Source organism: Cronobacter sp. JZ38, from assembly GCF_008932145.1.
GTDB lineage: Bacteria > Pseudomonadota > Gammaproteobacteria > Enterobacterales > Enterobacteriaceae > Cronobacter > Cronobacter muytjensii.
In genome coordinates this window covers 4,206,814-4,220,517 of the sequence record NZ_CP017662.1, presented here as the reverse complement: position 1 = coordinate 4,220,517, position 13,704 = coordinate 4,206,814, and the positions used below count along the sequence as shown (strand labels likewise).

The 13,704-nt window shown below is 56.4% G+C and carries 7 protein-coding genes and 1 pseudogene; 3 read left to right on the top strand and 5 right to left on the bottom strand.

The window, feature by feature from the left end:
• Window positions 1-195 precede the first annotated feature (195 nt).
• The 3 genes from rpoB to BJP61_RS19885 all read left to right on the top strand — a co-directional run bounded on the left by rpoB (window position 196) and on the right by BJP61_RS19885 (window position 9,748).
• Window positions 196-4,224 (top strand): DNA-directed RNA polymerase subunit beta, encoded by a 4,029-nt coding sequence (gene rpoB, locus BJP61_RS19895; protein WP_038865706.1) that lies wholly within the window; start codon window positions 196-198, stop codon window positions 4,222-4,224.
• A 76-nt stretch (window positions 4,225-4,300) separates the two neighbouring features.
• Window positions 4,301-8,524 (top strand): DNA-directed RNA polymerase subunit beta', encoded by a 4,224-nt coding sequence (rpoC, locus tag BJP61_RS19890; protein ID WP_038865704.1) that lies wholly within the window; start codon window positions 4,301-4,303, stop codon window positions 8,522-8,524.
• A gap of 141 nt (window positions 8,525-8,665) precedes the next feature.
• Complete coding sequence (locus BJP61_RS19885) at window positions 8,666-9,748, top strand: alpha/beta fold hydrolase (RefSeq protein WP_171999184.1); 1,083 nt, start codon at window positions 8,666-8,668, stop codon at window positions 9,746-9,748.
• A gap of 7 nt (window positions 9,749-9,755) precedes the next feature.
• Here the strand turns inward: BJP61_RS19885 and BJP61_RS21835 are convergent.
• From BJP61_RS21835 to thiG, 5 genes and pseudogenes are all read right to left on the bottom strand, one after another.
• Window positions 9,756-10,211: pseudogene (locus BJP61_RS21835) on the bottom strand (AraC family transcriptional regulator); the annotation flags it as partial.
• Between the two features lie 651 nt (window positions 10,212-10,862).
• A complete protein-coding gene (locus BJP61_RS19875) occupies window positions 10,863-11,180 on the bottom strand; it encodes a PTS lactose/cellobiose transporter subunit IIA (RefSeq protein ID WP_075193619.1) in 318 nt (105 codons plus the stop codon).
• On the bottom strand, window positions 11,181-11,489 hold the full coding sequence (locus tag BJP61_RS19870; RefSeq protein WP_038865699.1) for a PTS sugar transporter subunit IIB: 309 nt from the start codon (window positions 11,487-11,489) through the stop codon (window positions 11,181-11,183).
• A gap of 313 nt (window positions 11,490-11,802) precedes the next feature.
• Entirely contained in the window at window positions 11,803-12,936 is a 1,134-nt protein-coding gene (gene thiH / locus BJP61_RS19865; RefSeq protein ID WP_171999182.1) for a 2-iminoacetate synthase ThiH, read from the bottom strand.
• Entirely contained in the window at window positions 12,933-13,703 is a 771-nt protein-coding gene (thiG, locus tag BJP61_RS19860) for a thiazole synthase (protein WP_038865693.1), read from the bottom strand. The genes thiH and thiG overlap by 4 nt, the downstream gene beginning before the upstream one ends.
• Between the last annotated feature and the right edge of the window lies 1 nt (window position 13,704).

The following is a 13,704-nucleotide window of genomic DNA, read 5'->3' as shown; positions in this document are numbered from 1 at the left end:
ATGCTTGTTTCTATCGACGACTTAATATACTGCGACAGCGTTTCGGCACTGTGTAAATCGCAATGAAATGGTTTAAGCGTGATAGCAACAGGTATTGCGAAAAGTGTTCCACTTTTCGGTCAACAAAATGGTGTTGCATAAACTGTCCCTTCGATGGACAGAGTGGGTCGACTTGTCAGCGAGCTGAGGAACCCTATGGTTTACTCCTATACCGAGAAAAAACGTATTCGTAAGGATTTTGGTAAACGTCCACAAGTTCTGGATGTTCCCTATCTCCTTTCTATCCAGCTTGACTCGTTCCAGAAATTTATCGAGCAAGATCCTGAGGGTCAGTACGGTCTGGAAGCAGCTTTCCGCTCCGTATTCCCGATTCAGAGCTACAGCGGCAATTCGGAACTGCAATACGTCAGCTACCGTCTTGGCGAACCGGTGTTTGATGTTAAAGAATGCCAAATCCGTGGCGTGACCTATTCGGCACCGCTGCGCGTTAAGCTGCGTCTGGTGATCTACGAGCGCGAAGCGCCGGAAGGCACCGTTAAAGACATCAAAGAGCAAGAAGTTTACATGGGCGAAATCCCGCTCATGACCGATAACGGTACCTTTGTCATCAACGGTACTGAGCGTGTTATCGTTTCTCAGCTGCACCGCAGTCCGGGCGTCTTCTTTGACAGCGACAAGGGTAAAACCCACTCCTCTGGTAAGGTGTTGTATAACGCACGCATCATTCCTTACCGTGGTTCATGGCTGGACTTCGAATTCGATCCGAAAGACAACCTGTTTGTCCGTATCGACCGTCGTCGTAAACTGCCGGCAACCATTATCCTGCGCGCGCTGGATTACACCACTGAGCAGATCCTTGACCTGTTCTTCGAAAAAGTGGTCTTTGAAATCCGCGACAACAAGCTGCAGATGGAGTTGATTCCGGAGCGTCTGCGTGGCGAAACCGCATCCTTTGATATCGAAGCAAACGGCAAAATCTACGTAGAAAAAGGCCGTCGTATCACTGCGCGTCACATTCGCCAGCTCGAAAAAGACGAAATCAAACACATCGAAGTTCCGGTTGAATACATCGCCGGTAAAGTTGCAGCGAAAGATTATGTCGACGCTTCCACTGGCGAGCTGATTTGCCCGGCCAACATGGAGCTGTCCCTGGATCTGCTGGCAAAACTGAGCCAGTCCGGTCACAAACGTATCGAGACGCTGTTTACTAACGACCTCGACCACGGCCCGTACATGTCTGAGACAGTACGCGTCGACCCAACTACCGATCGCCTGAGCGCACTGGTTGAAATCTACCGCATGATGCGTCCTGGCGAGCCGCCGACGCGTGAAGCGGCGGAAAGCCTGTTTGAGAACCTGTTCTTCTCCGAAGATCGTTACGATCTTTCTGCGGTCGGCCGCATGAAGTTCAACCGTTCTCTGCTGCGTGACGAGATCGAAGGTTCCGGTATCCTGAGCAAAGCTGACATCATCGACGTGATGAAGAAGCTCATCGATATTCGTAATGGTAAAGGCGAAGTGGACGATATCGACCACCTCGGCAACCGTCGTATCCGTTCCGTGGGCGAAATGGCGGAAAACCAGTTCCGCGTTGGCCTGGTGCGTGTAGAGCGTGCAGTGAAGGAGCGTCTGTCTCTGGGCGATCTCGATACCCTGATGCCTCAGGATATGATCAACGCCAAGCCGATTTCTGCCGCGGTTAAAGAGTTCTTTGGTTCCAGCCAGCTGTCTCAGTTTATGGACCAGAACAACCCGCTGTCCGAGATCACGCACAAGCGTCGTATCTCAGCACTCGGCCCGGGCGGTCTGACCCGTGAACGCGCAGGCTTCGAAGTTCGAGACGTACATCCGACCCACTACGGTCGCGTATGCCCTATCGAAACGCCTGAAGGTCCGAACATCGGTCTGATCAACTCCCTGTCCGTGTATGCGCAGACCAACGAATATGGCTTCCTTGAGACCCCGTACCGTAAAGTCACCGACGGTGTTGTGACCGATGAAATTCATTACCTCTCCGCTATCGAAGAAGGTAACTACGTCATCGCTCAGGCGAACACCAACCTGACCGAAGAAGGCCGCTTCGCCGACGATCTGGTCACCTGCCGCAGCAAAGGCGAATCCAGCCTCTTCAGCGCAGACCAGGTTGACTATATGGACGTTTCCACCCAGCAGGTGGTTTCCGTCGGTGCGTCCCTGATCCCGTTCCTGGAACACGATGACGCCAACCGCGCATTGATGGGTGCGAACATGCAACGTCAGGCGGTTCCGACCCTGCGCGCTGATAAGCCGCTGGTAGGTACCGGTATGGAACGTGCTGTTGCCGTTGACTCCGGCGTAACAGCCGTTGCCAAACGTGGCGGTACTGTTCAATACGTGGATGCGTCCCGTATCGTTATTAAAGTTAACGAAGACGAGATGTACCCGGGCGAAGCAGGTATCGACATCTATAACCTGACTAAATACACCCGTTCTAACCAGAACACCTGTATTAATCAGATGCCGTGCGTGTCTCTGAATGAGCCGGTTGAACGCGGCGACGTGCTGGCAGACGGCCCTTCCACCGACCTTGGTGAACTGGCGCTCGGTCAGAACATGCGCGTAGCGTTCATGCCGTGGAACGGTTACAACTTCGAAGACTCCATTCTCGTTTCCGAGCGTGTGGTTCAGGAAGATCGTTTCACCACAATTCACATTCAGGAACTGGCGTGCGTATCTCGTGATACCAAGCTGGGGCCGGAAGAGATCACTGCCGACATCCCGAACGTGGGTGAAGCTGCGCTCTCCAAACTGGATGAATCCGGTATCGTTTATATCGGTGCGGAAGTCACCGGTGGCGATATCCTGGTAGGTAAAGTAACGCCGAAAGGTGAAACCCAGCTGACGCCGGAAGAGAAACTGCTGCGCGCCATCTTCGGTGAGAAAGCGTCTGACGTTAAAGACTCTTCTCTGCGTGTGCCGAACGGCGTTTCCGGTACGGTTATCGACGTTCAGGTCTTTACCCGCGATGGCGTGGAAAAAGACAAACGTGCGCTGGAAATCGAAGAAATGCAGCTCAAGCAGGCCAAAAAAGACCTGTCTGAAGAACTGCAGATCCTCGAAGCGGGCCTGTTCAGCCGTATTCGTGCTGTACTGATCGCAGGCGGCGTTGAAGCTGAGAAGCTCGACAAACTGCCGCGCGACCGCTGGCTGGAACTCGGCCTGACCGATGAAGAGAAACAGAACCAGCTGGAACAGCTGGCTGAACAGTACGACGAGCTGAAGCACGAGTTTGAGAAGAAACTCGAAGCGAAACGCCGCAAGATCACCCAGGGCGACGATCTGGCGCCGGGCGTACTGAAAATCGTTAAGGTCTATCTGGCCGTTAAACGTCAGATCCAGCCGGGCGATAAGATGGCAGGCCGCCACGGTAACAAAGGTGTTATCTCCAAGATCAACCCGATCGAAGATATGCCTTACGATGAAAACGGCACGCCGGTAGACATCGTACTGAACCCGCTGGGCGTACCGTCTCGTATGAACATCGGTCAGATCCTGGAAACCCACCTGGGTATGGCGGCGAAAGGTATCGGCGATAAGATCAACGCCATGCTGAAGCGTCAGGAAGAAGTCGCGAAACTGCGCGAATTCATCCAGAAAGCCTACGACCTCGGCCAGGACGTGCGTCAGAAAGTCGACCTGAACACCTTCAGCGATGATGAAGTTCTGCGTCTGGCTGAAAACCTGCGTAAAGGTATGCCGCTCGCCACGCCGGTATTCGACGGCGCGAAAGAAGCTGAAATTAAAGAGCTGCTGCAGCTGGGCGACCTGCCGACATCCGGTCAGATCACCCTGTTCGATGGCCGTACTGGTGAACAGTTCGAGCGTCCGGTAACCGTAGGTTACATGTACATGCTGAAACTGAACCACCTGGTTGACGACAAGATGCACGCTCGTTCCACCGGTTCTTACAGCCTGGTTACTCAGCAGCCGCTGGGTGGTAAGGCGCAGTTCGGTGGCCAGCGCTTCGGTGAGATGGAAGTGTGGGCGCTTGAAGCATACGGCGCCGCCTATACCCTGCAGGAAATGCTGACCGTTAAGTCTGATGACGTAAACGGCCGTACCAAGATGTATAAGAACATCGTGGATGGCAACCATCAGATGGAACCGGGCATGCCGGAATCCTTCAACGTACTGTTGAAAGAGATTCGCTCGCTGGGCATCAACATCGAACTGGAAGACGAGTAATTCTCGCTCAAACAGGTCACTGGCGTCGGGGTAACACCCGGCGCCGGAATGTGCTAACTCCGACGGGAGCCAATCCGTGAAAGACTTATTAAAGTTTCTGAAAGCGCAAACTAAAACCGAAGAGTTTGATGCGATCAAAATTGCTCTGGCGTCGCCAGACATGATCCGTTCCTGGTCTTTCGGTGAAGTTAAGAAGCCGGAAACCATTAACTACCGTACCTTTAAGCCGGAGCGCGACGGTCTGTTCTGCGCGCGTATCTTTGGGCCGGTAAAAGACTACGAGTGCCTGTGCGGTAAGTACAAGCGCCTGAAACACCGCGGTGTGATTTGTGAGAAGTGCGGCGTTGAAGTGACCCAGACTAAAGTGCGTCGTGAGCGCATGGGCCACATTGAACTGGCTTCCCCGACCGCGCACATCTGGTTCCTGAAATCTCTGCCGTCCCGTATCGGTCTGCTGCTGGATATGCCGCTGCGCGATATCGAACGTGTTCTGTATTTCGAATCTTATGTTGTTATCGAGGGCGGTATGACCAACCTCGAGCGCAGCCAGATCCTGACTGAAGAGCAGTACCTGGACGCGCTGGAAGAGTTCGGTGATGAATTCGACGCGAAAATGGGCGCCGAAGCTATTCAGGCCCTGCTGAAGAGCATGGATCTGGAAGCGGAGTGCGAGCAGTTGCGCGAAGAGCTGAACGAAACCAACTCCGAAACCAAGCGTAAGAAGCTGACCAAGCGTATCAAGCTGCTGGAAGCGTTCGTACAGTCTGGCAACAAGCCAGAGTGGATGATCCTGACCGTGCTGCCGGTACTGCCGCCGGATCTGCGTCCGCTGGTTCCGCTGGATGGCGGTCGTTTCGCTACCTCGGATCTGAACGATCTGTATCGTCGCGTGATCAACCGTAACAACCGTCTGAAACGTCTGCTGGATCTGGCGGCGCCGGACATCATCGTACGCAACGAAAAACGTATGCTGCAGGAAGCGGTAGACGCCCTGCTGGATAACGGCCGTCGCGGTCGTGCGATCACCGGTTCTAACAAGCGTCCGCTGAAATCTTTGGCCGATATGATCAAAGGTAAGCAGGGTCGTTTCCGTCAGAACCTGCTCGGTAAACGCGTGGACTACTCCGGTCGTTCCGTAATTACCGTAGGCCCGTACCTGCGTTTGCACCAGTGCGGCCTGCCGAAGAAAATGGCGCTGGAACTGTTTAAACCGTTCATCTACGGCAAGCTGGAACTGCGTGGCCTCGCGACCACCATCAAAGCCGCCAAGAAAATGGTTGAGCGTGAAGAAGCGGTCGTTTGGGATATCCTGGACGAAGTTATCCGTGAGCACCCGGTACTGCTGAACCGTGCGCCGACCCTGCACCGTCTGGGTATTCAGGCGTTCGAACCGGTACTGATCGAAGGTAAAGCTATTCAGCTGCACCCGCTGGTATGTGCGGCATACAACGCCGACTTCGATGGTGACCAGATGGCTGTTCACGTACCGCTGACGCTGGAAGCCCAGCTCGAAGCGCGTGCGCTGATGATGTCTACCAACAACATCCTGTCTCCGGCGAACGGCGAGCCAATCATCGTTCCGTCTCAGGACGTTGTACTGGGTCTGTACTACATGACCCGCGACAAGATTAACGCCAAAGGCGAAGGCATGGTGCTGACTGGCCCGAAAGAAGCGGAACGTCTGTACCGCTCTGGCCAGGCTGAACTGCATGCTCGCGTAAAAGTTCGTATCACTGAATACGAAAAAGACGCGAACGGCGAGTTCGTTTCCAAAACCAGCCTGATCGACACCACGGTTGGCCGTGCCATCCTGTGGATGATCGTACCGAAAGGTCTGCCGTTCTCTATCGTGAACCAGCCGCTCGGTAAGAAAGCGATCTCCAAAATGCTGAACACCTGTTACCGCATTCTGGGTCTGAAACCGACCGTTATCTTCGCTGACCAGACCATGTATACCGGTTTTGCGTATGCAGCGCGTTCTGGTGCGTCCGTTGGTATCGACGATATGGTTATCCCGGCGAAAAAAGCCGAAATCATCGCCGAAGCCGAAGCGGAAGTGGCTGAAATCCAGGAGCAGTTCCAGTCTGGTCTGGTTACCGCTGGTGAACGTTATAACAAAGTCATCGATATCTGGGCCGCGGCGAACGATCGCGTATCCAAAGCGATGATGGACAACCTGCAGACCGAAACCGTTATCAACCGTAACGGCGAAGAAGAGCAGCAGGTTTCCTTTAACAGCATCTACATGATGGCCGACTCCGGTGCGCGTGGTTCTGCGGCACAGATTCGTCAGCTGGCAGGTATGCGTGGTCTGATGGCGAAGCCGGATGGCTCCATCATCGAAACCCCGATCACCGCGAACTTCCGTGAAGGTCTGAACGTACTCCAGTACTTCATCTCAACCCACGGTGCTCGTAAAGGTCTGGCGGATACCGCACTGAAAACGGCGAACTCCGGTTACCTGACCCGTCGTCTGGTTGACGTGGCGCAGGATCTGGTTGTCACCGAAGATGATTGTGGCACGCTGGAAGGCATCACCATGACGCCGGTTATCGAGGGTGGCGATGTTAAAGAGCCGCTGCGCGATCGCGTTCTGGGCCGTGTAACGGCGGAAGATGTGCTGAAGCCTGGCACCGCGGACATCCTGGTGGCGCGCAACACGCTCCTCAACGAGCAGTGGTGTGACATCCTGGAAGCCAACTCGGTTGACAGCGTTAAAGTTCGCTCCGTAGTAACCTGTGACACTGACTTCGGCGTTTGTGCGCACTGCTATGGCCGAGATCTCGCACGTGGTCACATCATCAACAAAGGTGAGGCCATCGGCGTTATCGCAGCACAGTCCATCGGTGAGCCGGGTACTCAGCTGACGATGCGTACGTTCCACATCGGTGGTGCGGCATCTCGTGCGGCTGCTGAATCCAGCATCCAGGTGAAAAACAAAGGTAGCATCCGTCTGAGCAACGCCAAGTCGGTTGTGAACTCCAGCGGTAAGCTGGTTGTTACTTCGCGTAACACTGAGCTGAAACTGATCGACGAATTCGGCCGAACCAAAGAAAGCTATAAAGTGCCTTACGGTGCTGTTATGGCGAAAGGTGACGGCGAACAGGTCGCAGGCGGCGAAACCGTCGCGAACTGGGATCCGCATACCATGCCGGTTATCACCGAAGTGGCGGGTTACATTCGTTTCACCGACATGATCGACGGCCAGACCATTACTCGTCAGACTGACGAGCTGACCGGTCTGTCTTCGCTGGTGGTTCTGGATTCTTCAGAACGTACCGCGGGCGGTAAAGATCTGCGTCCGGCGCTGAAAATCGTTGATGCTAACGGCAACGACGTTCTGATCCCGGGCACCGACATGCCGGCTCAGTACTTCCTGCCGGGTAAAGCGATTGTTCAGCTGGAAGATGGCGTTCAGATCAGCTCTGGTGACACCCTGGCGCGTATTCCGCAGGAATCTGGCGGTACCAAGGATATCACCGGTGGTCTGCCGCGCGTTGCAGACCTGTTCGAAGCACGTCGTCCGAAAGAGCCGGCAATCCTTGCTGAAGTGGCGGGTATCGTCTCCTTCGGTAAAGAGACCAAAGGCAAGCGTCGTCTGGTAATCACCCCGGTTGATGGCGGTGATGCATACGAAGAGATGATCCCGAAATGGCGTCAGCTTAACGTGTTCGAAGGCGAACGTGTGGAGCGTGGTGACGTTATCTCCGATGGCCCGGAAGCGCCGCATGACATTCTGCGTCTGCGTGGCGTTCAGGCAGTGACCCGTTACATCGTTAACGAAGTGCAGGACGTTTACCGTCTGCAGGGCGTTAAGATTAACGATAAGCACATCGAAGTTATCGTTCGTCAGATGCTGCGTAAAGCCACCATCATGAACGCGGGCAGCTCCGAGTTCCTCGAAGGTGAGCAGGTTGAATACTCTCGCGTCAAGATTGCTAACCGCGATCTGGAAGCGAACGGCAAAGTCAGCGCGACTTACATGCGCGACCTGCTGGGTATCACCAAAGCGTCTCTGGCGACCGAGTCCTTCATCTCCGCGGCATCGTTCCAGGAGACCACTCGCGTGCTTACCGAAGCAGCCGTTGCGGGTAAACGCGACGAACTGCGCGGTCTGAAAGAGAACGTTATCGTCGGTCGACTGATCCCGGCCGGTACCGGTTACGCGTACCACCAGGATCGTATGCGCCGTCGCGCTGCGGGTGAACTCCCGGCAGCCCCGCAGGTGACTGCGGAAGATGCGTCTGCAAGCCTGGCAGAACTGCTGAACGCAGGTCTGGGTGGCAACGACAACGAGTAATCGTTCTTCGCCTGATTAAAAACCCGCTTCGGCGGGTTTTTTTATGTCTGAAAGAGACCAAAACGACCTCGATCGCGTTTCAGGACGCCCATTCTCCGCCCCGATGTTACAAATCCGCCACTGTAAACGGAGGGCATTCCCATGTATCGACTCATCACCTTTATCACTTTTGCATTGTTAAGCGCTGCCGCATCGGCGGGGATCGGTTTTCATCAGTTCACACTCAATGAACCAGCCACTCGTTCGCTGGACGTTGCGGTCTGGTATCCGACGTTTGATAACCGCGCTCTGGAGACGGTGGGCGAGAACGTTGTCTTTTCGGGGGTTAAGGTCCAGCGTGATGCGGCACCCGCGCCGGGCGCGCACCCGCTGCTATTGCTCTCGCATGGCTTTGGCGGCAACTGGCGCAACCTGGACTGGCTCGCGCAACATATGGCGGAGCAGGGGTATATTGTTGCGGCAATGGATCACCCGGGCACCACGACCCGTAATAAACAGCCCGCGCAGGCGCAGGCGCTTGGGGAGCGTCCGCACGACGTGACGCGCGTGCTGGAGGCGCTTATCGGCAACCCGAAAACAGCCGGAAAAATAGATGAACAGCGCATCGCCGCCGCAGGGCATTCCTTAGGCGGGTGGACGGTCATGGCGCTGGCAGGTGCGCGATTTTCTGCGCCGCGTTTTGTGGCCGACTGTGAAAATCACCCGCAGCTTGGCGGCTGTAAGGTGGCACGTACGCTTGGCATCGGCTTACCCGGAACGGAAAACCAGCTGGTAAAAAGCGTGCGTGATACACGAATAAAAGCCGTGGTGTCGCTGGATTTGGGCCTGGCGCGCGGCTTTACGGCGGAAAGCCTGTCGCAGGTTGCCATCCCGGTGCTGGTGATGAGTGCGGGCGTTGACAGTGATGACGTACCCGCTGCGCTGGAGTCGGGCTATCTGGCCCACGGGCTGCCTGCCTCGCTCACTCGTACGGTGAGCGTACCGGGTGCAACCCATTTCAGTTTTATGCAGCGGTGCAAACCAGGCGCGGCAGCCATTATCGAAGCGGAAGAGCCGGGCGAAGGGATCGTGTGCCGCGATGGTGCAGGCTTCAGTCGGGCGGCGATCCACCAGCAACTGGCGGCACAGATAAGCGAGTTTCTGAGTCAGGCGCTGCATTATTCGCCGCCGCGCGGCGATACGCCACAGGGCTCATCCCCACAAGTCGCGCAAACTCACGATTGAAATTTGATTTGGTATTAAAGCCTGACTCAAGCATCACGGTGGTAACGGGCAGGTCAGTCTCGCGTAACAGCTGTTGCGCGTGAGCAATGCGAAAGCTGTTAATCCACTGTGAGACATTACAGCCGCGCGTTGCGTTGACCGCCCGGGAAATATGGCGCGCGGGCGTGCCGGTTTTTCTCGCCAGCAGATCCAGCGTGAGGTCAGGGTTGAGGTGCAGCGCCTGTATTCGTAAGGTTTTTTCCAGTTGCACGCAGCGTTCTGTCTCTTCTTCAGCTTCACTTTCGTGATGGTTCACGGGCGGCACCGGCACGGCGACAGGCACAGGCACCGCCGGTTTTTTAGCGGGCAGCAGAATAGCGAGCCCCAGGAACGGTAATAATATCGCCTGCGAGGCGGCCACCAGCAGCGGTGCCTGGCGCCCGTGAAAAAAGCCAAAATCAACGGCGATGGCGATATCGGTCATCCCGCAAAAACAGAGAAACGCACCGGCGATAAACGCGAGTTTCACCGCTGTCGGCGCATCGCTCAGACGACTCAGTAAAAAGGCATCCGAACCCTGACGGGCGGTACGCAGCAGGGCAGCGCCATAGCCGAGGTAGAGCGCTACCAGCGTCACATCTGTGGCGACGGGCAACGTAAGATTAATCATCAGCGCGGCAAGCGGCGGCGCAAGCATAAACGCGTTGCGACGAGATGGCTGAGATGACGTCAATTCGCTAAAGCAACGCCAGGCCAGCGGCGGCAGCGCGATGGCCATCAGGGATTGCAACTGACGCAGCAAAGGCAGATCGAACGACCAGCGCAACGCGGAAAGAAATACCAGCAGCGCGCAGCCTGCGAGAAAACCAATCACCCGACGATAGCGGCTGGCGTCAACCAGAGAAACTTTCGCCAGTAGCATCACCAGCACAGCAAGCGTAAAAAACGGAACGGGAACGGAAGGCATGCGTAACCTGCATCATCGGTAAGGCGCATTAAGGGCGCTTAAGAATACCGTTGTGCCATAAAGTGAGCGCAAAAGACACCGCCTGCTTTAGCGGCTTGCAAACCGGGCTGGGCTGTAGAGATAAAAATGCCCGGCGAAACCGGGCAAGGGCGATGGGGTGACTGCACGTTATTTTATCAGCGGCAGGCGGCGATAAAGTTCAATCAGATCGCCTGCCAGATCCTGAATCACCATCGCGTTCATCAGATGATCCTGGGAATGAACGGTAATCAGGTTTACCGGCAGCTTACCGCTGCCTTCGTCAAGCCCGATAAGCTGCGTCTGGATTTTATGCGCATGCTTAACAAACTCATGGGATTCTTCCATCGCTTTTTCGGCGGCCTCGAAGTCGCCTTTGCGGGCCAGTTGAAGAGCCGTCAGCGCCTGGCTGCGCGCGCTACCGGCATTCACCAGCAGCTCCATGATAATTGACTCTAAATCTTCCATTTATTGCTCCAGCATTTTCAGGGCTTTATCCAGCACCACATCGCCTTTCATCATGCCGTAATCCATCATGTCGATAACGGCGACTTTTTTACCCAGCGGATCGGCGATTTCCTGGAACTTCGGCTGCTCGTATTTGACCTGCGGGCCAAGCAGAACGATGTCGGCGGTGCCGATAATATCTTTAAACTCCGCGACCGGAACGGCCTTGATCTCCACCTCGACGCCTTTTTTCTGGGCGGCGTCTTTCATCCGTTGAACCAGCATGCTGGTGGACATACCTGCGGCACAGCATAAAACGATATTTTTCATAATCCGCTCTCTGTGACTGTTGTTTAGTTGATATTTATCCCCCGCCTCCTGTCCCAACAACCGCTTTGATGTGATTGTGTGTTACCCATCACAAAGAAAGGCGCAAAAACGGAAACCGGTTACCAAAGCCGTTTCCTTTTGCCATTTGGTACAGGGAAAGAGGCGGGGCGGCAGAGAGAGAGCATCAGGAGCCGCCCCGGCCGGTCATCCCCGGCCGGCGGACGCAGAGTAAAACGGCGGCAGTTTTCACTCAAACGGCAAACGCGCACTTTGCGTGACATGCCGAAAGATATCGCGCAGTTTGCGTTTGGTTTCAGGGATTTTGCGCATGTCTTCCCAGAAAACCGTCCCAGTCTTTCCAGACGGGCTGCAGACCGCGCTGCGTCAAACTCGTCGCCACCTCTTCCGGGCGTCGCCCGTCATGTGGCGTGAACTGTTCAAGCTCGGCGTGGCCGTCAGCATAGCCGCCAGGCTGCGTGCGCGAGAACGCGCTCACGGTGTTTATGGCAATCGGGATGACGTTATCGCGAAAATGTGGCGATTCACGGGTGGAAAGCGACAGTTCCGCCTCCGGCGCCAGCAGCCGAAACGCGCAAATAAGCTGCACCAGCTGCCGTTCGTTCATAAGCGACGCAGGCTGAATGCCGCCCGCGCAGGGCCGCAGGCGCGGAAACGATACCGAGTAGCGGCTCTGCCAGTAGCGCTGTTGCAGCCAGAGTAGGTGTTCCGCCACCATATAGTTATCGGTGCGCCAGCAGTCGGAGAGCCCCGTCAGCGCGCCAAGACCAATGCGATCGATACCGGCGCGCCCGAGCCGGTCCGGCGTCTCCAGTCGCCAGAAGAAATCCTGTTTATTGCCACGCAGATGATGCCTTGCATAGACCGCCTCGTGGTATGTCTCCTGGTAGACCAGCACGCCGTCAAGCCCGAGTGATTTCAGCTCGACATACTCCGCCTCTGACAGCGGCTGCACTTCCATTTGCAGCGAGGCAAACTGGCGGCGAATGGCCGGAAAGTGGCGGCGAAAATAGTCCATTCCCACTTTCGTTTGGTGTTCTCCTGTGACCAGCAACAGATGTTCAAATCCCATCGCTTTAATAGCCGCGCACTCGCGCGCGATCTCTTCTTCATCGAGCGTCTTGCGCTTAATGCGGTTGCTCATAGAAAAGCCGCAATAAGTGCACTCATTGGCGCAGAGATTAGAGAGATAGAGCGGGAGATAAAAGCTCACGGTGTTGCCAAAGCGCTGGCGGGTGAGCTGTTGCGCGCGCTGTGCCAGCGGTTCGAGATATTCCAGCGCGGCAGGGGAGAGCAACGCCATCATATCGTCCCTGTCGGGGCGCGTGGCAGCGAGGGCGCGCTCCACATCGCGCCCGGTTTTGCTGTGAATGCGCAGCCGGATGTCATCCCAGTGGAGCGTGCGCCAGCGTTCGGTAAATGTCTTCATGCCTGCGCCTCCAGAAAGCCGGTCAACGGGCTGGTGGCCTGCGCCTGCGTGGTGCGCGCGCCGAGCCCGGCTTCATATCCTGTACGTCCCGCCCCGACCGCCTGACGGAACGCCCGCGCCATGGCTACCGGATCGCGCGCCACCGCGATCGCCGTGTTAACCAGCACCGCGTCGGCGCCCATCTCCAGCGCCTCGGCGGCGTGGCTTGGCGCGCCGATGCCCGCATCCACCACGACCGGCACCGTCGCCTGCGCGATGATGATTTCGAGCAGCGCTCGCGTCTGGAGACCCTGATTGGAGCCGATTGGCGCGCCCAGCGGCATTACCGCCGCGCAGCCCGCCTCCTCAAGCCGCTTGCAGAGCACCGGATCGGCGCCGCAGTAGGGCAGTACGACAAATCCCTGCGCCACCAGCTTCTCCGCCGCCCGCAGCGTCTCTATCGGGTCCGGCAGTAGCCAGCGGGCGTCAGGATGGATCTCCAGTTTGACCCAGCGTGTGCCCAGCGCTTCGCGGGCGAGCTGCGCGGCGAAAATCGCTTCTTCGGCGGTTTTGGCGCCGGAGGTATTGGGCAGCAGCGTCACGCCCGCTGCCTGTAACGGCGCCAGCAGGGCATCATCACGACGCGTCAGATCCACGCGCTTCATGGCGAGCGTCGCCAGTTCGCTGCCGCTTTCGCGCAGCGCCGCCAGCATGAGCGCGGGCGAGGCGAATTTACCGGTGCCGGTAAACAGGCGCGATTGAAAGGTTTTATCCGCAATACGTAACATC

Excerpts from the sequence above, each read along its gene's own strand:
- rpoB (WP_038865706.1), top strand. The coding sequence starts at position 196 with ATGGTTTACTCCTATACCGAGAAAAAACGTATTCGTAAGGATTTTGGT.
- BJP61_RS19885 (WP_171999184.1), top strand. The coding sequence starts at position 8,666 with ATGTATCGACTCATCACCTTTATCACTTTTGCATTGTTAAGCGCTGCC.
- BJP61_RS19875 (WP_075193619.1), bottom strand. The coding sequence starts at position 11,180 with ATGGAAGATTTAGAGTCAATTATCATGGAGCTGCTGGTGAATGCCGGT.
- BJP61_RS19870 (WP_038865699.1), bottom strand. The coding sequence starts at position 11,489 with ATGAAAAATATCGTTTTATGCTGTGCCGCAGGTATGTCCACCAGCATG.
- thiH (WP_171999182.1), bottom strand. The coding sequence starts at position 12,936 with ATGAAGACATTTACCGAACGCTGGCGCACGCTCCACTGGGATGACATC.
- thiG (WP_038865693.1), bottom strand. The coding sequence starts at position 13,703 with ATGTTACGTATTGCGGATAAAACCTTTCAATCGCGCCTGTTTACCGGC.